The 20864-nt window shown below is 39.9% G+C and carries 19 protein-coding genes; 11 read left to right on the plus strand and 8 right to left on the minus strand.

Features of this window, described 5'->3' with window-relative positions; translation table 11 throughout:
- Positions 1–1128: replication restart helicase PriA (gene priA, locus IQ264_RS23955; protein ID WP_193983605.1), on the plus strand; the 1128-nt coding region annotated here is incomplete at its 5' end.
- Positions 1129–1626: 498 nt separating this feature from the next.
- Entirely contained in the window at positions 1627–2577 is a 951-nt protein-coding gene (locus tag IQ264_RS23960) for a PEP-CTERM sorting domain-containing protein (RefSeq protein ID WP_193983607.1), read from the plus strand.
- Positions 2578–2840: 263 nt separating this feature from the next.
- On the opposite strand, the gene IQ264_RS23965 is transcribed toward IQ264_RS23960, so the two are convergent.
- The 4 genes from IQ264_RS23965 to IQ264_RS23980 form a co-directional block, all read right to left on the minus strand.
- Positions 2841–3440, minus strand: coding sequence for a hypothetical protein (locus IQ264_RS23965; protein WP_193983609.1), 600 nt, complete (start codon positions 3438–3440; stop codon positions 2841–2843).
- Between the two features lie 63 nt (positions 3441–3503).
- Positions 3504–4259: a tetratricopeptide repeat protein gene (locus tag IQ264_RS23970; protein WP_193983610.1), complete on the minus strand. Its 756-nt coding sequence runs from the start codon at positions 4257–4259 to the stop codon at positions 3504–3506.
- 78 nt (positions 4260–4337) lie between these two features.
- Complete coding sequence (locus tag IQ264_RS23975) at positions 4338–5021, minus strand: response regulator (protein ID WP_193983612.1); 684 nt, start codon at positions 5019–5021, stop codon at positions 4338–4340.
- Positions 5021–6109 (minus strand): sensor histidine kinase, encoded by a 1089-nt coding sequence (locus IQ264_RS23980; protein ID WP_193983614.1) that lies wholly within the window; start codon positions 6107–6109, stop codon positions 5021–5023. The genes IQ264_RS23975 and IQ264_RS23980 overlap by 1 nt, the downstream gene beginning before the upstream one ends.
- A 308-nt stretch (positions 6110–6417) precedes the next feature.
- Here IQ264_RS23980 and IQ264_RS23985 point away from each other — a divergent pair, with 308 nt between their 5' ends.
- From IQ264_RS23985 to IQ264_RS24025, 9 genes are all read left to right on the plus strand, one after another.
- Positions 6418–6726, plus strand: coding sequence for a TrkA C-terminal domain-containing protein (locus IQ264_RS23985; protein WP_193983616.1), 309 nt, complete (start codon positions 6418–6420; stop codon positions 6724–6726).
- Between the two features lie 45 nt (positions 6727–6771).
- The gene (gene kdpA / locus IQ264_RS23990; protein ID WP_193983618.1) at positions 6772–8457 is read left to right on the plus strand and encodes a potassium-transporting ATPase subunit KdpA; all 1686 of its coding nucleotides are present in this window, start codon (positions 6772–6774) and stop codon (positions 8455–8457) included.
- A gap of 56 nt (positions 8458–8513) precedes the next feature.
- Positions 8514–10607: a potassium-transporting ATPase subunit KdpB gene (gene kdpB / locus IQ264_RS23995; RefSeq protein ID WP_193983619.1), complete on the plus strand. Its 2094-nt coding sequence runs from the start codon at positions 8514–8516 to the stop codon at positions 10605–10607.
- Between the two features lie 16 nt (positions 10608–10623).
- Positions 10624–10860, plus strand: a complete 237-nt coding sequence (gene kdpF / locus IQ264_RS24000) for a K(+)-transporting ATPase subunit F (protein ID WP_193983621.1) — start codon at positions 10624–10626, stop codon at positions 10858–10860.
- A 1-nt stretch (position 10861) separates the two neighbouring features.
- Complete coding sequence (kdpC, locus tag IQ264_RS24005) at positions 10862–11482, plus strand: K(+)-transporting ATPase subunit C (protein WP_193983623.1); 621 nt, start codon at positions 10862–10864, stop codon at positions 11480–11482.
- A gap of 72 nt (positions 11483–11554) precedes the next feature.
- The gene (locus IQ264_RS24010; protein WP_193983624.1) at positions 11555–12673 is read left to right on the plus strand and encodes a sensor histidine kinase KdpD; all 1119 of its coding nucleotides are present in this window, start codon (positions 11555–11557) and stop codon (positions 12671–12673) included.
- A gap of 152 nt (positions 12674–12825) precedes the next feature.
- Positions 12826–14022 carry an anhydro-N-acetylmuramic acid kinase gene (locus tag IQ264_RS24015; protein WP_193983625.1) on the plus strand — a complete coding sequence of 399 codons (1197 nt, stop codon included), beginning with the start codon at positions 12826–12828 and terminating at the stop codon, positions 14020–14022.
- Between the two features lie 38 nt (positions 14023–14060).
- A complete protein-coding gene (locus IQ264_RS24020; RefSeq protein WP_193983626.1) occupies positions 14061–14504 on the plus strand; it encodes a hypothetical protein in 444 nt (147 codons plus the stop codon).
- Positions 14505–15104: 600 nt separating this feature from the next.
- Positions 15105–16679, plus strand: a complete 1575-nt coding sequence (locus IQ264_RS24025) for a serine/threonine protein kinase (RefSeq protein ID WP_193983627.1) — start codon at positions 15105–15107, stop codon at positions 16677–16679.
- A 358-nt stretch (positions 16680–17037) separates the two neighbouring features.
- On the opposite strand, the gene IQ264_RS24030 is transcribed toward IQ264_RS24025, so the two are convergent.
- The 4 genes from IQ264_RS24030 to IQ264_RS24045 form a co-directional block, all read right to left on the minus strand.
- Positions 17038–17235, minus strand: a complete 198-nt coding sequence (locus IQ264_RS24030; protein ID WP_193983628.1) for an NblA/ycf18 family protein — start codon at positions 17233–17235, stop codon at positions 17038–17040.
- Positions 17236–17661: 426 nt separating this feature from the next.
- On the minus strand, positions 17662–18402 hold the full coding sequence (locus IQ264_RS24035; RefSeq protein ID WP_193983629.1) for a Stp1/IreP family PP2C-type Ser/Thr phosphatase: 741 nt from the start codon (positions 18400–18402) through the stop codon (positions 17662–17664).
- Between the two features lie 40 nt (positions 18403–18442).
- Positions 18443–20131, minus strand: coding sequence for an ABC1 kinase family protein (locus tag IQ264_RS24040; protein ID WP_228061769.1), 1689 nt, complete (start codon positions 20129–20131; stop codon positions 18443–18445).
- Positions 20132–20448: 317 nt separating this feature from the next.
- Positions 20449–20787 carry a DUF6825 family protein gene (locus IQ264_RS24045; protein WP_193983632.1) on the minus strand — a complete coding sequence of 113 codons (339 nt, stop codon included), beginning with the start codon at positions 20785–20787 and terminating at the stop codon, positions 20449–20451.
- Positions 20788–20864: the final 77 nt, after the last annotated feature.

A 20864-nucleotide genomic window follows, 5' to 3' on the forward strand; every position in this document is an offset into this window, starting at 1 on the left:
CACGGAAGCCCCCCCACTTCTTCCCAGTCCCCCAAACATTACCTTTCCCTTTCCGAACGCATTCAATCTCGACCATTACCACCTGTGGAAGTTGTGGATATGCGTCAAGAATTGCGCGAGGGGAATAAGTCTATTTTTAGTCGATCGCTCCAAGAAGCTTTAGAACAATTACAAACCCAAAAAAAACAGGGAATTTTATTTATTCATCGTCGCGGACATAGCACCTTTGTCTCTTGTCGCAGTTGTGGATATGTTATTGAATGTCCCAACTGTGATGTGTCTTTGTCCTACCATCACATAGAAGAAAGAGCGCCAGAAATTTTACGCTGTCATTACTGCAATTTCATCCGTTCTCATCCCGAAAATTGCCCAGAATGTAATTCTCCCTATTTAAAATTCTTTGGTAGCGGAACTCAAAAAGTAGCAGAAGAATTAAGAAAGTTATTTCCCCAATTGCGAGTCATTCGGTTTGACAGTGACACCACTCGTACTAAGGGATCTCATCGGACTTTACTCACACAATTTACCAATGGCGAAGCTGACTTATTAGTAGGAACACAAATGCTCACCAAAGGGTTAGATATTTCCCAAGTTACTTTAGTCGGAATAGTCGCCGCCGATGGTTTATTACATTTATCCGATTATCGTGCTACAGAAAGAACATTTCAAACCTTAACTCAAGTAGCAGGTCGCGCAGGTCGAGGCGATGACCCCGGTCGAGTAATCCTGCAAACTTACACCCCCGAACATTCGGTAATTCAAGCAGTTAAAAAACATGATTTCCAGTCATTTATCGAGACAGAATTACCCCAAAGAGCAGAATCAAATTATCCTCCTTATGGTCGGTTGATTCTCATCCAATTAAACAGTATAAATTCCGTAGAAGTTCAAGAAGCTGCCCAAATGTTAGCAGGTTGGTTGCGTCCCCCAGAAAATAGTAATAGCTATGAAATTTTAGGGCCAGCACCCGCTAGTATTATGCGAATAGCTAATCGATATTATTGGCAAATTCTCCTCAAATTACCACCAAATATAATTGTGGATTTGCCTAACTTTAATGAGTTGCGCGATTTATGCCCGAAGTCGGTTAGTTTGACGATCGATGTTGACCCCATAAATATGATCTGATTAGCGATTGGGGAACTAGGGACTGGGAAGAAGTGGGGGAGTAGAAGAGGTATTTGGACTCTTTCCCTCCATCTACCCATCTACCTATCTCCCCTGCTCACATAGCACAATTAAAGGAAAATGGGATTAAGTGTAATAATTGCGTGATTTTACTGGGAATCACTCCCTTTAGTTTTTCTTTTTCGCTAAGTTTGATTTTGGAAAAATTTAACTATTGTAAGAGTTTCCCTGCATTAGGATCAAATAGAACAAAATAGAGACGCATCAAATATAACTAGAAAATTTACTGATTTTGGTTTTCAATTATCACTGAAAGTGCAAAATCATGCTAAAAATACCGATTTTTTTCTAACAGAATTTACGGAAATAAGTTCTCATTCCAGCTGAAAAAATTTATCATATCTTCGCAAAAAAAACTGTTACTGTATCTTTGTATCTTCACAATGAAAAGACTAAATTTATAAACATAAGGACAAAAAATAAGAGCAGGACAAAGAAATGAAAACTCGCGTTGCTTCAACCTTACTGAAAACCCTCGTTGCCACTGTTAGTATTATTTCCGTTACTGGAAAAGCTGCCTCTGCCTTCGATTTAAAACCGGGAACTGCATTAAGTTTATCTTTTGAATGTTTGAATGACACTGAAGGTCTTGTTACAGGGAAAAATCCAGTTGATGCTAATGGCTGGCAATATGCGTTTGATTCCAACACAGATGGAATGAATGGCAATTACTGGGTTGGCTCTGCCCCTGGAAAAACAAATCCTTATGATTTCTCCGGTATGGCTTTTAAAGAAACCGCTACCAGCGTTATTATCGCCATCAATAGTAATATGCTATTAACCGGACAAGCTGAATCTGGGGTTGCAGGCGGTCAAATTGGATATGGTGATTTGTTCTTGAATATGTCGGGTAAAAACTTTTTACCAGCCATGCAAAGCGGAGATTTATTTGGTATTCGCTTTGCTAGCGCAAATGCTTCTGGCGTAACACAGTTGGGTGTTTATGGCGGCGTTCAGGCTAAAACTGTTACTGATATTAAGGATGGTTACACTGTTGGATATGGTGGAATGGATGGAGATGGATGGATTTCTTACGAAACTCAGGTGAAACAAGGTGGTGGTACTGTAGGTTATGGCGATTTGACCAAGAACTACTTTACTAATAACGGACAGAACAAAACATTTAATCTCAACGAAATTGCTTCTGGAAAATATCTTGGTGGAATCACTTTCTTGGCACAGGGGGCTTTAACGCAGCAATTACTCGCCACTGGCTATGATGCTACAAAATTCAAAGGTACGCAAACTATTGCCTTCCAATTCGATAAATCTGCGCTTTCCCCTGCTACTGTACCTGAACCTACTACTCTGGGCGGTTTGGCACTGATTGGCGCTACCTTGACTGCTAGCAAATTACGCAAAAAAAATCCTAAATCTCAAGAAGCTTAAACTGAGATTGAGGAAAGTTTTCGCATCTACAACATAAGGTTTTATCAATAAGTGAGAAAAAAGACGATTTCATTCAACAAAACAAGAACGGGTGTAGTAATCAAAAATGGGGAAATGGTAAATCTTACCATTTCCCCATTTCTACTTCTGGGAGGAAGAGGTTGGGAGGTGGGGGGAGTAGAAGAGAATAGATAGTTAAATATTTCAATTTCAACCCATCCCCTTATCCCCTTGCCCCCTTGTCTCTCCATCTCCTTTGCACCTTAAGCTGGACAACTAGACGTACTCGTTCCGTCTGTTTTTAGTTGTTGATAAGTGAGGCTAAATCGTCCAACTGTACCGGGAGTTGCACTGGTAACTAGTAGGTTATAAGTGCCAGTAGTAGGTAATTTTGTTCTAATTACTGCATCAATTAAATTTTCCTGTTTAGGTTGTTGATCTACCATCTGACCATTAGGAGCATATAGTATCAGTACAGGGTTAAGTAATAATGGATTGACCTGTAATGTATTGCTAGGTCTTTGATTAGGACTACCTCCAACTAAACTAACTCGAATTAATTGATCTTTTTGCCCATTGAATACGTATTTTAGAAAATTCCTACCCTGAAATCGGTGATCGCTTAATGAGAGTCTACCTTGGAGAGTTTGGTTACATTCTAAGCGGGTAGAATTAGAAATTCTCGCAGGGGATGGTATTTGATTTTGGGCTATTAGAACTTGATTATTATTAGTTTGTTTCGGCATTAAGGCTTGAGCAAAACCATCAGGAAAGAAAAGCGGATTACTCAAGATTGTCAAACAAAAACCCAAAAGGCAACAACCTACATATAAACTCAATTTGGCAAGGTAACTTTTTTGCAACTTTTTTGCCACCTCTTAATTTTTCCCAACTATGTCAGATTTTAGAGTTGAATTATCAATTTTTTAAGCAACGCCTGTGGGACTACTCCACAACCGTTGGAGCATTCGATCGATCTCTTCTGCTGCTTCTTGGTTTCCTTGGGCTTTAAACAAATCTCTGGCTTTTTTAAAGGCTTCAATCGCTTGGTCTTTTTGACCAGAACGATTCATTATTAAACCTAAGTTGGCATAAGCTTCGGCAAAATCCGGCTGAAGACGAATCGTTGTTTGCCACTGTTGAATAGCTGCTTCTATTTGTCCTTTTTGGGCGAGGACGTTGCCTAAATTGTAATGAGCTTTGGCGTAGTTGGGATTAATTTTAATTGCTGCTTTATACTCTTTTTCGGCAGCGATAAAATCTTCTTGTTGTACTAGCATATTGCCCAGGTTATAATGAGCTTCTGCCATTTTTGGTTGAATAGTTAGGGCTGTTCGATAAGCTGCCATTGCTTCTGCATCTTTACCTTGAGTTGCTAACGCTACTCCCATATTCAAATGCGCTGCTGCTAACTTGGGATTCAAATTCAGGGCTTTTTGGTATTTTGCGATCGCTTCGTCCAATTTACCTTGCTGTTGCAAAGAAATGCCCTGTTCATAGTAATCTTGAGCTTGTTCCTTGTTTTGTGATTGAGCAACTACACTCTCAATTGTTGACTGATTTGTTCCCTGTTTGGGCCAACTTGACTCAGATAACGCTGGTGAAGCATGACTCAAAGTGATACCAGTAACAGCCGCAGTTAACAGGTTGATGAAAAAATAAGTATTTTTAATCATTGACATGAACTAAAAAATGTGAATTTGGAGCCGTAGCTGCTTTTCGCAGATTAAGACTTATGATATCGTCATCGAAAAGAAAAGCTAGTGTTTTGCCAAAAGTTCTGCGGCGACTAAATCTTTCTGAATTGCTAAAACTGCGGCTTGAGTGCGATCGCGCACTTCTAATTTTTGTAAAATTGCATGAACATGAACTCGCACGGTGCCAATTGTAATGTATAAGAGTTCCGCAATTTCCTGGTTACTTTTTCCCGCCGCTATCAGCGCCAAGATTTCCTGTTCTCGCTGAGTCAGTGGATTAATTAACACTTCTGATGATTTTGCATCTGAAGGTGGATTTGCAGCAAAGGCAGCGCGAATTTCGGCAGTAACCGTTTGATCCCACCAAGACGCACCTGCGGCGACTGAACGCAGCGCCAAAATTAAAACTTCTGCTTCAATACCTTTAAGACAATATCCTTGAGCTCCTGCGGCAATTAAGCGTTCGATCAAGGGTTTTTGGGAATGGGAAGTTAAAACTAAAATCGGCAATTGTGAGTGTTGTTCTTTGATACGGCGACAAGCTTCCACGCCGCCAATTCCCGGTAATCCAACATCTAAGAGTACGACATCTAAGGGATATTGATTTGCTAATTCTACAGCCGTTTCGCCATCGGTGGCTTCTGCTACTACTTCTATTCCTGGTTCCTGTTGCAGGCGCATATACAAACCCAGGCGAAATAGTTCATCATCCTCGACTAAAAGTATCCGCAAAGGTGCAGGTTTCATCACGAATTTTCCGAAGTTACTGGGGAAGTTGGGAGTCGAAAACCAAATAAAGCACCGGAAGGAAAAAGGTTTTCTGCCCAAATTTTACCGCCATGTGCCGCAATTATTTGCCGACTTAGATATAAGCCTAGCCCAGAACCTTGACTTTGGCGATCGCTACTTCCTTGGTAAAATCGCTCGAACAAGTGGGCAAGTTCATCTGTGGGTATTCCTTGTCCACTATCTAAAATTTTCACTACTTGTTGATGGGAATCACTTTCCAAAATCACGTTGATTTTACCGCCACGAGGAGAATGATTAATGGCATTAATTAAGAGATTAGTAAATACACGCTGTAATTGTAAAGCATCTCCATTTACCCACAAGTTTTGGCGAAAATTTGATGTTCCATAATTAAGTGTAATATGCACGCGACGAGAAGCCGCTAATTCTGTCAAAGTAGCGATTACTTCTTCGACTAACGATCCCAGATTGACTGGTGTTAGTTGCAGTTTTAACCCTTCTGAATCGTAGTGATAAATATCTAAGAGAGTTTGGACTAATTGTAGCGTTGATTGATGAGAACGGATCATCATTTCTAATACTTTACGTTGAGCAAAACTACATTCGCCAAATTGCCCTCTTTGAAAAGATTTTATTGTTTCAATAGCCCCCAAAAGGGGAGTTTTTAAATCATGAGTCAGCGTCGAAACAAAATCTTCTCGCATACTAGCTAATCGTGTTTGGTAAAGTAATTGAGTTTGCTGATTAGCAATTGCTTCTTGATAATGACGAATGCGATCGCTTAACCACCCCGTTACCAAAAGTGCCAATACTGCAATTAACCGATTTGCCAAAGTAGGTAACGAAAACTGTTCGGGAGGTATGACTAAATTTAATAATGTTAACACTGAAGCGGTTAACGTGACTTGTAAATTTGCCTTTCTTCCTAAACGATAATTAGTCAATAAAATTGGCCCTGTATAAAGGTAGCCAAATACATATTCCGAGGGTGTGGCATATTCTAAGGATATGACGATCGCAAATGCGATCGCAATCATCACCCAAGTATTTCTACGGTCATTTCTGGTAAAAATATTTGCTTTCATTGCTCATTATAAATATGATTACTTATTATCTTTATTTCTTTAGTATTTAGTATGAACCTTGAGCGTCCTTGGATATTTCCTAATTATCTTAGCGTAAAACTATAGAACCAATTACAACTATACTTGCAGATATAGATTTACTTATAACTGTAAATATAGACTGCAACGGAAAGCTATAAAAAACATATAAACAAAATATATATAAACTTTAATAGCTAACTAGAAGTAAACTTCTATCACTAATCTGATGTTAAATAGGTGTTAAATAATGAAAGATTGTTATAGAATCTAAATTAACTAAAGAAAAGATGAAACCCAGGTTAATTCAAGTAACAATTCAATTTAACAGTTGTTATTGTGGTTTACCATTATCCGCAATTAAGTTACCCAACCATTGTTTTTGTTTAGGAATCATCAGGGCAAATGAATTGATTTTAGCCAGTAGCGAACCAACAATTAATTGTGGAGATAATGTATTAGCTCTATCAGTTAATGGCGCAAATGCACCAGAGCTAGAGTTTACTCTCAGAAAACACCATCCAATTTCCTGGTCAGGTATAAGCTGTAACTTAGCCAAAAAACCGGATTCTGAAGAACAAGAACTATTCCAGTGGTAAAATTTTTTGTTAACTAGATTGAGCATCATAATTTGGTAAACATTTATGTGGCAAGGCTTTCTACAAATTGCGTTAACTCTCATAATTGTAATAATCATTACCCCATTTTTGGGAAGCTATATAGCGCGAGTATTCTTGGGTAAAAAAACATTTTTAGACCCCATAATTACCCCAGCAGAGCAATTTATTTATAACCTGAGTGGCATTCGTCATAAAGAAGACATGACAGGTTGGCAATATACCAGGGCAATACTTTACAGCAACCTATTCATGGGAATTTTTGTTTATTTAATCCTGATGTTACAAGGAGTGTTGCCCCTAAATATCACAAACTTAAGCGCACCAAGTTGGGATTTAGCATTGCATACAACCATCTCATTTTTAACTAATACAGACCAACAGCATTATTCAGGAGAAACAACTTTAAGCTACCTGAGTCAAACAGTATGTCTTGGCTTTTTAATGTTCACATCTGCGGCAACAGGATTAGCAGTAGGAATTGCTTTTATTCGAGGATTAACAGGTAGAACATTAGGCAATTTTTTTGTAGATTTAATTAAATCTATCACCCGAATTTTGCTACCAATTTCTTTAGTGGGTGCATTGTTATTACTAATTCTTGGTGTACCAGATACCTTAGCAGGCCCAGCTACAACTACTACTTTAGAAGGTAACATTCAAGTAATAGCCAGAGGGCCAGTAGCCAGCTTTGAATTTATTAAACAATTAGGAGAAAATGGCGGCGGATTTTTCGGCATTAACTCTGCTCATCCCTTTGAAAATCCTAATCCTTTAACCAATTTAATAGAAACCATAGCCATGATTAGCATTCCCGCAGCGTTGATTTACACTTACGGGATATTTGCTAATAACACAAAACAAGCTTGGTTACTGTTTTGGATGGTGTTTGCAATCTTTATTTTACTAGTTGGAATTAGCGCCATTGGCGAATATCAAGGTAATCCCTTAGTTAACACCCTTTTAGGTGGACAACAACCAAATTTAGAAGGAAAAGAAGTTAGATTCGGTTGGGTTGAAACTGCACTTTGGGCAATAGTAACTACAGGAACAATGTGTGGTGCAGTTAACGGAATGCACGATTCTTTAATGCCTCCTGGTGGCTTTTCTACTCTGTTCAACTTATTTTTACAAATTATTTGGGGAGGTCAAGGAACGGGTACAGCTTACCTTTTTGTTTTTCTAATTTTATCTGTATTTGTGACTGGGTTAATGGTCGGACGTACACCGGAATTTTTAGGTAGAAAGATTGAAAAAAGAGAAATTGTTTTAGCCAGTGTGATTCTCTTAATTCACCCGATTTTGGTGTTAATTCCCAGTGCAATTACTTTAGCTTTTCCCGATGCTTTAGCTGGAATTAGTAACCCTGGTTTTCACGGAATTTCTCAAGTAGTTTACGAATATGCTTCAGCAACAGCTAATAACGGTTCTGGTTTTGAAGGTTTAGGAGACAATACATTGTGGTGGAATTTAAGTGCTAGTGTCAGCCTTTTGGGAGGACGTTACATTCCAATTATTGCGCTTTTGTTACTAGCAGATAACATGAAAAACAAACAACCAGTACCAGAAACTACGGGTACTTTAAGAACTGACACAGTTTTATTTACTAGTGTGACAGCTGGCGTAATTTTGATTTTAGGAGTTTTAACATTCTTCCCAATTTTAGCACTAGGTCCGATCGCAGAAGGTTTCCAACTAGCTAAAGGAATCTAAACCTCAAACTTATCCAAAAATTCCAGGAATAATTAACAATTAAGTAATCACGAAAAATGAGCAATTCTACTTCTAAACCCAGACGTACACCCCAAGGCAGAAGAGACTCGCGCCGCCACACACCAAAAGTAGATACTAAAGGGATTTATCAAAGGGCAATTCGCGATTCTTTCGTCAAACTTGACCCTCGTGTACAAGTAAGAAATCCGGTGATGTTTGTAGTTTGGATTGGAACAATTATCACCGCCTTATTAACCATTAATCCTTATTTGTTTGGCAATGTACCAGGGGAAAATTTACGGTTTTTCAATGGCTTAATTACGGTAATTTTGTTTTTCACATTAGTATTTGCCAACTTCGCTGAAGCAGTTGCTGAAGGCAGAGGAAAAGCCCAAGCAGATGCCCTACGTTCTACTAAATCAGATACAATTGCCAAAAAACTTTCTCCTGATGGCAAAATTCAAGAAGTCAGTTCTACAACTTTGCGTCGAGGCGATATAGTTAAAGTAATTGCTGGCGATATTATTCCGGCTGATGGAGAAGTAATTTCCGGGGTTGCTTCTGTAGATGAATCAGCAATTACCGGAGAATCTGCACCAGTTTTAAAAGAACCTGGTTCTGATATTGCTAGTTCCGTTACAGGAGGTACAAAAATTATTTCCGATGAACTAACAATTAGGGTAACAGCTGACCCTGGAAAAGGATTTATTGACAGAATGATTGCCTTAGTAGAAGGCGCAGAACGTAGCAAAACACCGAATGAAATTGCTTTAACTGTTTTATTAGCGGTTTTAACTCAAGTATTTCTCATCGTCGTAGCGACTCTTCCTCCTGTTGCTAATTATGTAAAAAATCCGGTCAGCGTGGCGATTTTAATTGCCCTTTTAGTAGCTTTAATTCCGACTACAATTGGCGGTTTGTTGAGTGCAATTGGGATTGCGGGAATGGATAGAGTTGCTCAATTTAATGTGGTTGCTACTTCGGGAAGGGCGGTTGAAGCTTGCGGCGATGTTAATACTTTAGTGTTAGATAAAACCGGGACAATTACTTTAGGAAATCGCCTCGCAGAAGAGTTCATTCCGGTTAATGGTCATTCTTTAGAAGATGTTGCTGGTGTTGCCTTAGCTGCTAGTGTTTTTGATGAAACGCCGGAAGGAAAATCGATAGTTAGATTAGCGGAAAGATTGGGTGCAGAAGTAGATTTCGATCGCACTCAAGCCGAAGGAATTGAATTTTCTGCAAAAACGCGAATGAGTGGCACAGATTTACCAGATGGTAGAGAAATTAGAAAGGGCGCTGTAGATGCAATTAAAGGATTTGTTCGCTCTCGTGGAGGCAAATTAGCAGCAGATTTAGACCAAGCTTATGAAAGAGTTTCTCGCCTTGGGGGAACACCTTTAGCTGTTTGTCAAAATGGCGATATTTACGGAGTTATTTATCTCAAAGACATCATAAAACCAGGGATTCGGGAAAGATTTGAACAACTACGACGCATGGGTGTGCGTACAGTTATGTTAACCGGAGATAACCGAATTACTGCTTCTGTAATTGCCCAAGAAGCGGGGGTAGATGACTTTATTGCCGAAGCAACTCCTGAAGACAAAATTGCTGTAATTCAAAGAGAACAAGCTGAGGGAAAATTAGTAGCAATGACGGGAGATGGTACTAATGATGCGCCAGCTTTAGCCCAAGCAAATGTGGGTTTGGCAATGAATTCTGGAACTCAAGCGGCGAAAGAAGCCGCAAATATGGTTGATTTAGATTCTGACCCTACAAAGCTAATTGATTTGGTGACAATTGGCAAACAATTATTAATTACTCGTGGGGCTTTAACTACTTTTTCAGTTGCTAATGATATCGCTAAGTATTTCGCAATTCTGCCAGTAATTTTTGCGGCGGCGGGTTTGCAAACTTTGAATGTTATGGGGTTAGTAAGTACTCAATCTGCGGTGTTATCGGCGTTAATTTATAACGCTTTAATTATTCCTGCTTTAATTCCTTTAGCACTTAGAGGAGTAAAATTTAGACCTTTGACTGCTAATCAACTTTTGCAACGGAATATTTTGCTTTATGGTTTGGGTGGAGTTGTTGCACCTTTCATTGCAATTAAAGTCATTGATGTTTTGATTTCTGCTGTAGGCTTAGTTTAAAAAAATAGAGGTAAAAATGATGAATTTACCAGCATTGATTGAGTTGGCACATATTCAATTACGGAGAAGACCTTGGTCAAGTTTAATTTTTTTAGGAATGTGCTTGAACTTAATAATTGCTCCTGCTGTTTATGGGGCGGCAGGTGGGGAAATTGAGCGAAGTTCGGCTTGGGCGATCGGTTTATTAGGCTTATTAACTTTTGGTCTTTCTATTTATTTATTTGTTGTCATTTTTCAACCGGAGCGTTTTTAAAATGATTAGAGAAAGTTTGCGGGCAATTCGTGTTACTTTGGTATTGTGGATATTAACAGCTATCCTTTATCCAGCAGTTATGTTAATAGTAGGTTTATTACCACCTCTACAATACCAAGCCAATGGTAGCATCATTAATAATTCCCAAGGACAGGTAGTTGGTTCAGCTTTAATCGGTCAACCTTTTACTGAAGAAAGATACTTTTGGAGTCGCTCTAGTACTACGAATTACAGTAGTTTTACTAAACAAGAATTTGAGCCAACAAAGCCAGAAAATATTACCCAAAGAACTGGGACTTCTGGTGCTAGTAATTTGGCTCCTAGTAATCCCGATTTAATTAAAAGAATTGAACCAGAAATCAATCGTTTGAAACAAGCTGGAATTCCACCAGCAGGAGATTTAATTTATACTTCTGGCTCTAGTTTAGATCCTCATATTAGTGTAGAATCAGCTAAAGCTCAAATTGCTAGAGTGGCAAAAGTGCGATCGCTAAATCCCAACCAAGTAGAAATTCTAATTACTAAAAATACTGATGGCAGATTTTTAGGAATTTTTGGAGAACCAGGAGTCAACGTCTTAAAATTAAACATAGCGTTGGATAATATACCCGTGAGTCGATAAACTACCTAAAGGATAAAGTAGAAAAGTTTTTGTTACTTTATCCCTATTTCAATTACTAAATACCAAAAAATTATGATTCATTCCAGTGAGATTTTCTATCAATTAAATTCCCAACGTAGGGGCAAACATAAAATATATATTGGTATGGCTCCTGGCGTGGGTAAAACTTACCGAATGTTAGAAGAAGCTCATCAATTAAAAGCAGAAGGGATTGATGTTGTAATTGGATTATTAGAAACTCATGGAAGAGAAGAAACAGCCGAAAAAGCAATAGATTTGGAAGTAGTTCCCACTAAAGAAATTATCCACAATGGCATTACCTTAAAAGAAATGGATACAGATGCCATTATTGCTCGTCAACCACAATTAGTTTTAGTTGATGAATTAGCTCATACTAATGTACCAGGTTCACTTAGACAAAAACGTTACCAAGATGTAGAAATACTTATATCTGCCGGAATCAATGTAAATTCAACAGTTAATATTCAACATTTAGAAAGTCTCAATGATTTAGTTGCTAAAATTACTGGTATAGTTGTTAGAGAGCGAATTCCCGATCGCATTTTAGACGAAGCAGACGAAGTAGTAGTTATCGATGTCACCCCAGAAACCCTACAAGAAAGATTAAAAGAAGGCAAGATTTACGCCTCAGATAAAATTGAACAAGCTTTACTGAATTTCTTTCAACGTCGTCACTTAGTCGCCTTAAGAGAATTAGCTTTACGAGAAGTAGCAGATAACATCGAACAAGATGCCGTTACCGCCAGCCCAACCGATAGATATTGCACCGTTCATGAGCGAGTTTTAGTTTGCATTTCCACCTATCCTAACTCAATTCAATTATTGCGAAGAGGCGCAAGAATTGCTACTCAATTACACGCCCGTCTTTATGCTTTATTTGTAACTCCACCAGCCCGTTTTTTAACTAAAGAAGAAAGTATACATATAGAAACTTGTGAAAATATTTGTCGTCAATTTAATGGGATATTTTTACGAGTAACTAGTACAGATGTTGCTCAAACGATCGCAGACACCGCTCACAAATACCTGATTACACAAGTTGTTTTAGGACAATCTCAAAAATCTCGCTGGGAACTTTTCTGGCGCGGTTCCCTCGTGCAAAAATTAGTCAGATATCTCAAAGAAGTAGATTTGCACGTCATCGCCACCCAAGAAACCAAATCTAAGTAATACTAAATCTCAGTTTACATAGTCCGCGTCAGCAAACTTCTTTTTTGTAGTAGCGGTTTCAACCGTAGATTCTTATCAGACATTTTCAACACAGATCTGTAAATCAGTACAATGATGGATAATAATTAATTCGTTGACTTATTCATTCCCAAATGACTAGAGTAATAGGTTTAATAAGTGGTACATCAGTAGATGGAATCGATGCAGCATTAGTAGAAATTTCTGGTACAGAACTCGACCTGAAAATCCAACTTTTGGCTGGAGAAACTTACCCCTACCCGCCAGAATTAAGAAAAAAAATTTTGGCCGTTTGTGCTAACTCCGCTATTTCTATGGCAGAATTAGCAGAATTAGATGATACGATCGCCCAAGTTTTCGCTCAAGCTGCCCAAAACATTCAAACTAACTACCCAAAAGCCGAATTAATTGGCTCACACGGACAAACAGTTTACCATCGTCCACCGAAAACCCAGGAAAACCAGAATTCTTTAGGTTACAGTCTACAGCTAGGACGAGGAGAAGTAATTGCCCAGTTAACTGGAATTAACACCATTAGTAACTTTCGCGTAGCAGATATCGCCTGTGGCGGACAAGGTGCGCCTTTAGTATCCCGTATCGATGCCTTTCTTTTGAGTCATCCCACAGAACATCGCTGCATTCAAAACATCGGTGGGATGGGAAATGTAACCTATTTACCACCCCGAAGTCAGGAAAATTGGTTACAATCCATCTGCGGTTGGGATACAGGCCCCGGAAACTCCCTTTTAGACCTAGCAATACAGTATTTAACAGATGGAAGCAAAACCTACGACAAAAATGGCGAATGGGCAGCTAGTGGTACACCCTGTATTGCCTTAGTTGAACGTTGGGTAAAACATCCCTTTTTCCAAGAACCACCACCGAAATCTACTGGTAGAGAATTATTTGGCGTAGAATACTTCCAACAATGTTTAGCAGATATTAAAGATTACGAATTAAGTTCAGGTGATTTACTAGCCACCTTGACTGAACTTACCGTCACCTCAATAGTTCAGAGTTACCGTAAATTTTTGCCGAAAATGCCAGACAAAGTGTTAATTTGTGGTGGAGGTAGTCGAAATCTTTACTTAAAAAAACGCTTGGAAAGCAATTTAAACCTAAACTCAGAAACATTACACCCTGTTCTCACCACAGATGAAGTTGGTTTGAGTGCAGACTATAAAGAAGCGATCGCATTTGCAGTCTTAGCCTATTGGCGAAATCAGGGAATAGCTGGTAATCTTACGCAGGTGACAGGTGCCCAAAAAGAAATAACTCTAGGGAATATTCACTTTGTTACCAATCCACTCCGTGTTAGCATAGAGTCCTGATAATCGCGCAGTGAGCAATCGTAGCAAGGGATAGAAGCGTGGCTCACACCTTTCTGTTAGAGTCTGGGCGTTGGACGTTACAAGGAAACTGGCTTGAACGTAACGGAATGCCTATTATTGTTAAAGGGAAAACCCTGGTAGCATGGCGAGAAAACTGGTTCACAATGGTGACTCAGTTAATGTTTCCTGATAGCGATCGGGAAAACATCACCTTTCAATACCGGGGACGTTTAGATTTTGGGGAACGCCAGTATACATTCGTATTGCAGCATAATTTATTAGGGCGCGTCGAAGGTGAAGGTTGGATCGCCCCAGAATCGATCGTCCAACGATACTGGGTATTAGGCGATCGACAACGCCGCAGCGGTTTTGAAACCATGCACCAAATATCCGACAACCAATACTATATGTCCAGCAGCATTCTAGCCGGACATTACCTAACCAGTATGATGGAAGTCACATTAGAGCGTCAGCCAGAATAGAATTATCCTAGATTGTCAACTAGTGATGATTTGGTTAAATCAAAAGAATTATCTCCTTGGAGTGAGGTTTAACAATCAAGCCATCAACTATTTAACACACGGATAGTTTGAAACTTAACAAAGCAAAGGTTAGATTTTGAGAAGGAGGTCAGCACTCTCCAACTTTTTGGAGATCAAAGAAAATAGGTATTGTTTTATTGACTAGCTCGGTACCCATTTTGACCGTTAACTTCATCAATGATTCGCTATCCTATTTTCTAATATCTAGATAAATTAAGTGAAGAGGCATCTTGCTACTAGCAGCTAGGATAATTATTTCTAGCCAATTTAGCTGGAAAAAGCCTACTTACAATTACAATTTATCTCTCAGTCCAACGACGCTGACTCGTAAATGATGCCAACGTCAAAGGCAGGTATTTCATGAAAGTTAAGGGGAAGTAAGGCTACTGCTGTCTAGGGGGGTACTAAGCATTTCTCTACCTGAAAAATAAAGGTAAATTTCCGATGTTATGAAGGTAGAAAAAGCAAAAAATGATTCATACCCAACAGACCTGCACTTATATTTCATTAACGCTCCTTTTTGAGCGGAGCTTTATCAAAATGACAGATCCAAAAGATCCCAATATTGGTCGCTTACTTGATAATCGCTATCAGCTAATAGAGTTGATAGGGACAGGGGCTATGGGTCGGGTTTATCTGGCTAATGACACATTGTTGGGAGGAGTCCCCGTCGCCGTTAAATTCCTGTCATTAGGAATTCAAAATCAAAAACTGCGATTGCGCGAGCGATTTGAACAAGAAGCCCGAACCTGCGCCCTATTAGGTCAAAAAAGTTTACATATTGTCCGCGTTACAGATTTTGGCGTAGATGACAACAGCACGCCATTTTATGTGATGGAATATTTACAGGGAGAAAGCCTTAGTGATGTAATTCGTGCTCAAGCCTTGCCTTTACCCAAGTTTCTCAGCTTAGCACGACAAATTTGCTTAGGATTACAATGCGCTCATCAAGGCATCCCTGTTGAAGGACAAATCTGCTCAATTATTCACCGGGATATCAAACCCAGCAATATATTAGTGATCCAAGACCCCAGTCTAGGGCAATTAGTAAAAATTCTCGACTTTGGCATCGCCAAACTGCGTCAGGCAGATAGCGACCAAACTAATTATTATTTAGGAACTCTGGCTTACTCTTCACCAGAACAAATGGAGGGTAAGGAACTAGATACCCGCTCAGATATTTACAGTCTGGGTGTCTTAATGTTTGAAATGCTTACCGGGAAAATGCCATTGCAGGCAGAAACCCACTCTTTTGGAGGTTGGTATAAAGTTCATCACTTCCAGAAACCGCGATCGTTCGATTCCACTAATCCTGACTTAAAAGTGCCAAAAGCTCTAGAAAGTTTAATCATGAGTTGTTTGGCAAAAACACCTAACGAACGTCCTCAGTCAGTAGCAAAAATTCTGACAGCTTTAGAACCTTTAGAGCAAAGGTTTAGTACGGGTCGGCAAATTGGTCAACGCATTGGAACTAAACTTTCGGAAATCTCCCAAGGACAGCAAGCAAAAATACTGAGTGCGCCTTTAGCTTCACCAGAGGAAATGGAGCGGTTGGCAAGAATGCAAACCTGGCCTACTGATAAACCGCAAGCAGAAATTGTGTTTGCCAATACTTTGGGTAATGGTAAGCAGAAGTTAGCTACTCTCTGGGTAATGCTGAAAAAGTCGGATATTAAACAGCGCATGATTTGTAAGCGCTATAACCAATTCTTGTTTTCCATGACTCCTCATCCAATGCTGCTGTGGATTACGGCACTTTACACTCGTGAGGCTGGTGCTAGGTGGTTGCGTTGTTATTTGGATATGAAAACTTCTCAAGGTGAGGAGATTACTAAACTTTTGGGGGAAACAGGTCGATATTTAGTACTGTTGTTTCCTCTGGAGGAGCCGAAACGCTGTCTTCATGTACTCAGTGTGAGTATTGCTCCTACTCAATGCCAATTACTACAACAGTGGTCACAAACTAGTCAGGCGTTGATCTCGACGGGTTCTCCAAAAATGAGTAAAGAGTTACTTCATAATCAGTTTGAAAAGATTAAGCCACAAATGTTGATGAAACTAGAATCTAGTTCTTCTTTAGGTCAACTTGATGACAAGTTGGAGAGAAAAAGTTAAATTAACCAGCTGGCTAGCAGAGAAAGGGCCGACTTGGGGGAAAAGTAAGCTTTCATTCCCCCAAAAACTATTTTATTGATAATTCTAGTCAAATTAATTCGTTTTAAGCTAATGAGCTTGGTGGGAAGTTGGCATAATTTCTGGTTAGAAGCAAAGCCAATTATTTGTAGAGATTGATTGTGGAGCGCTCTTAAGTTGAAAAGTATCGGAAAGTAGAATTTTTGGCGATCGGGAAGTTTTTTTACTACTTAGTCCTTTTTGAATTTTGGGTGAACGGTTTGGTTGACGCCCCATCATCCCCAGCTTCTTTCCCCAAGGAACAAAGCAAGAGAAGGAGGTCGCCGACTGCGACGATACTCTATTCAAAATGTGGACTTGCTTCTAAACCCCACTGGTGCTTGAGTAGATGTTTGTAGGTCGCTTCTCTGTAAACCATTTGCTCGTAGAGCTTCATTAAAAAGTCTTGAGCTTGTTCACGGTTCATTTGCTCTACTTGGGTCTGGAAGGAACGGATATTAAATTGTTGTTCTAGAGAAAGTTCGATAGGTTGATTCATGACTAACTCCTAAGAAAGAGTATAAGTGTGCTGACTTTAGAAGTCTTTGTCCAATACAGTTTGAGCTGATGTGGTAGTTTATTATCTACCTTATATTACAGAATATAACAATAATTTGACAAACTGCCCATACTGCTGTGGATGTATACTGCTAAAATCAAAAGGAAGATTAGCGTTTCCGGAAAGTTCCATATCGCTTAATGGTATTTTTAGCAAGTACTTAAACAAAAAATTGCTCAGTATGAACAAAAAACTTGAGTACATTTACTTATTTAGGTTAAAAAATTTTATTTGCTCTCGACTCCGAAGAGGCTAGAAAGGTCTAGAGAGGAGAGATAGAGAGCTGTTGATAGCAAAAAAACTGGATGTATAAATTTTTCATCCAGTTTCGATCGCATTTAGTACTTCTAGTTCTTTTGCTTTAGTTTAAGATTCCTGACCCAGCGAATCTTCGATCGCCACAATAATCACGGTAATATTGTCTCGTCCGCCATTCTCTTTAGCTGCTTCTACCAGGGCAGTGGCGGCTTTGTCACATAGAGGATAATCTAACAGCTTGGCGATGGCTGATTCTGACACTTCTTCAGTCAGCCCATCGCTGCATAAGAGTAGGCGATCGTCCTTTTTAACATCCAGGAGATGTATTTCTACTTGAGCTAAATCTTCCCTTCCCAAACATTGGGACAACATATGTCGCCAAGGGTGAGTCTTAGCTTGTCTGGGGGTCAAATCTCCAGCTTTCATCGCTTTGGCGACCCAGGTATGATCTTCGGTAATTTGCTCTAATTTGGAGCCACGTAGACGATAGAGGCGAGAGTCACCTACATGAGCTACCCAAGGACGCTGTTCTCGAAACACCAAGACTACTGCGGTCGTTCCCATATCCGATCGTTCTGGGTGTTCGCGTTGGTCTTGTAAAATTGCCTGATTCGCTTTGAAAAAGGCTGCTTTTAAAAGTTTTACAGAGTCGTCTTCCGAATTCCAATATTCATCCAGATAGGACTGGATAGTTTTAGTAGCTATCCAACTTGCTTCTTGACCACCCGCGTGTCCGCCCATCCCATCGGCGACAATAAAAAATCGTCCTTGTGGGTCAATGTAATAAGCATCTTGGTTTACCTGGCGTACCAGGCCGGGGTCAGAAACACCTTCAAAGCTACTTTTCATACCCTTGGTAACATACCAATAATTTAACAGAATCTAAATTTTAGAACATCCTTTCATAGCGGTCTAAGCGTCTTAGCAACCGAACTAAGGCTACAGACACTATCACCGCTACTAAAGCGGCAACAATTGCTAGACCTACCTTATCATGAACGAATAAGATAGTTGCAGAAAGTGTAAAAGCACTTATGATTAGTCCGTAGGTGGTTCCCATTTGGGTGCCATTAATTCGACGCAAGATCCGATCTGTTTCTGTGGAGCGGACACGGACACGAATATCGCCCCGCTCTAGTTTCTCTAGTGTATCCTCAATTCGCCTGGGTAGACCAAGGGCGGTGCTGCTAACTTGTGCAGCTTGACGACCGAGTTCTCCTAATAGGCTATTAGCAGGATCGAAACCATTTCCTTCACTCATAAGCTGCATTGTAAAGGGTTGAGCTACTTCCATAAAATTGAATTCGGGATCTAAACCTTTACCGACTCCTTCCAGGGTAGAAAAGGCACGCATGACAAAGGTAAAGGTGGCAGGAAAGCGAAAAGGCTGATCGTAGGCAATTTCGTATAGGTCATCAGCGATCGCATTTACTGACTGATTTTCAAACGGCTTATCCATGAAGTTATCCAGCATATACTGGATGGAACGCCGAACTGGGCCCATGTCATCCGTAGGAGATAAAGCACCGAGTTTAACTAAAGAATTCATCACGCGATCGCCATCTTTCCCCGCAATGCCAAACAGCGTTTCCATCAACTGTTCCCGCACGTTGGTTTCAATTTTCCCCATCATGCCGAAGTCGTAGAAAATCAAAGCCCCATCAGCACTAACAGCGATGTTACCAGGGTGAGGGTCGGCGTGGAAAAAGCCGTAATAAAGCAATTGTTGTAAGTAAGCTTTGGCACCCAATTGAGCTAAATTTTTGCGATCCAATCCGGCTGTTTCTATAGCTTCATAATGGCTGATTTTAATTCCGGGTAAATATTCCAGAGTTACTACTCTTGGTGAAGTATAACGCCAATAAACACGCGGTACTTTCACCCAATCAGCATTACGAAAGTTCCGCCGAAAAGTATCAGCATTGCGCCCTTCATTGAGGTAATCAATTTCTAGCCACAAAATGCGACAACACTCTTCATAAATCCCCAACCAATCTCGACCCCGACCCCATTTAGGATGGTTTTGAAAATAGCGAGTGATGCCTTTGAGAATTTCTAGATCGATCGTAAACAGCTTCACTAAACCTGGACGCTGTACCTTCACTACTACCTCTTCGGCAGAGTGTAGTTGAGCTTTGTGTACTTGTCCCAAACTAGCTGCTGCTAAAGGAATCGGGTCAAAACTGCGGTAGAGTTCCGGGACTGTTTTACCTAAATCCTGCTCGATAATTGCTTCTACTTGTTCATAACTAAAAGCAGGAACTTTATCTTGTAATTTGCTGAGTTCCTCAACATATTCACTGGGGAATAAGTCAGCCCTAGTCGAGAACAATTGCCCAACTTTAATAAAAGTAGGCCCTAAATCTAGGAAAGTATCCCGAATCCAGACCGCTTGTTTTTTGCGTCTAGCAGCTTTTTTTTCTTCTGTGATTCCCCCCGGATAACTCCAGGGTTTACTGTCAAGCCATAGCTCAAACATTAAGGTAAGAACGAAACCCCAAATGTCTAAAAAACGGCGTTGACGAGAGTAATTTTCTCGATTCCAACGGTAGGCTTTATCTTTGTACGGTTTTCCCATATTCCAAGACCTGCCTGATACCTTTGGGAAGACAACTCCTTCGCCTGGGGAAAGTTTTTCTATTTCTGTGTGTGGGCGATCGCTATATCGCTTGGGCATGGGATGGTTAAGGCAGGACAGATACTCGCGTTTACAGCTTTACTTAACTGATAAATCAAGAAAGAAATTTTTCTTGAGGATAATTAACGTGCAGTCATTTAACTGCCGTCTCTTCTCTATACTATACAGACTAAAGCAATGAGCGGGAAAAGCTCAAAAGAGAGAAACTTCTCACTTGAGATTACTCTAATCCCCATTCCCCTAAGTCTTTTCCCACTTTACACAGAACGATTAATGCGATATCGCTGCAATTCAGCGCGTAATTCGGCAACTTCGGCTCTGAGTTCATCAATCATCGCTTGCAAGTCTTGTTCTTGATTTGGTGCAGAACTATAGGTAGAACTATAGCCACTAGTCCGCCCTTGCATAGACAATTCTTCTTCTCGTCTTGCCCTTTCTATAACTTGTTCAGTAAATTGACGTAGGTTTTCCCTTTGTTCAGCATCAAATTTCCCCAGTTCACTCATAAAGTTAGTCAGGGCTGACTCTACTTGCTGATTAAGAGTTTCGGCAACTGCTCTGCCCACGAAAAAAGCTTGAATCAGAGGATTACTCATGGAAAGTTTCCTGCTCTATAACCCAATGAATTATAACGCGGTCTGAGGAAGAGGGGGCAGGGGAGATGGGGGGATGG

The sequence above is a fragment of the [Phormidium] sp. LEGE 05292 genome (assembly GCF_015207735.1).
In the GTDB taxonomy this organism is placed as follows: Bacteria; Cyanobacteriota; Cyanobacteriia; order Cyanobacteriales; family Aerosakkonemataceae; genus Floridanema.

Coding starts and splice junctions, on each gene's coding strand:
- IQ264_RS24030 (WP_193983628.1), bottom strand. CDS start 17,235: ATGAATCAACCTATCGAACTTTCTCTAGAACAACAATTTAATATCCGT.
- IQ264_RS23980 (WP_193983614.1), bottom strand. CDS start 6,109: ATGAAAGCAAATATTTTTACCAGAAATGACCGTAGAAATACTTGGGTG.
- kdpC (WP_193983623.1), top strand. CDS start 10,862: ATGATTAGAGAAAGTTTGCGGGCAATTCGTGTTACTTTGGTATTGTGG.
- IQ264_RS24035 (WP_193983629.1), bottom strand. CDS start 18,402: ATGAAAAGTAGCTTTGAAGGTGTTTCTGACCCCGGCCTGGTACGCCAG.
- kdpB (WP_193983619.1), top strand. CDS start 8,514: ATGAGCAATTCTACTTCTAAACCCAGACGTACACCCCAAGGCAGAAGA.
- kdpA (WP_193983618.1), top strand. CDS start 6,772: ATGTGGCAAGGCTTTCTACAAATTGCGTTAACTCTCATAATTGTAATA.
- IQ264_RS24025 (WP_193983627.1), top strand. CDS start 15,105: ATGACAGATCCAAAAGATCCCAATATTGGTCGCTTACTTGATAATCGC.
- IQ264_RS23960 (WP_193983607.1), top strand. CDS start 1,627: ATGAAAACTCGCGTTGCTTCAACCTTACTGAAAACCCTCGTTGCCACT.
- IQ264_RS23970 (WP_193983610.1), bottom strand. CDS start 4,259: ATGTCAATGATTAAAAATACTTATTTTTTCATCAACCTGTTAACTGCG.
- IQ264_RS24040 (WP_228061769.1), bottom strand. CDS start 20,131: ATGGGAAAACCGTACAAAGATAAAGCCTACCGTTGGAATCGAGAAAAT.
- IQ264_RS23975 (WP_193983612.1), bottom strand. CDS start 5,021: ATGAAACCTGCACCTTTGCGGATACTTTTAGTCGAGGATGATGAACTA.
- IQ264_RS24045 (WP_193983632.1), bottom strand. CDS start 20,787: ATGAGTAATCCTCTGATTCAAGCTTTTTTCGTGGGCAGAGCAGTTGCC.
- IQ264_RS24010 (WP_193983624.1), top strand. CDS start 11,555: ATGATTCATTCCAGTGAGATTTTCTATCAATTAAATTCCCAACGTAGG.
- IQ264_RS24015 (WP_193983625.1), top strand. CDS start 12,826: ATGACTAGAGTAATAGGTTTAATAAGTGGTACATCAGTAGATGGAATC.
- kdpF (WP_193983621.1), top strand. CDS start 10,624: ATGATGAATTTACCAGCATTGATTGAGTTGGCACATATTCAATTACGG.
- IQ264_RS23985 (WP_193983616.1), top strand. CDS start 6,418: ATGAAACCCAGGTTAATTCAAGTAACAATTCAATTTAACAGTTGTTAT.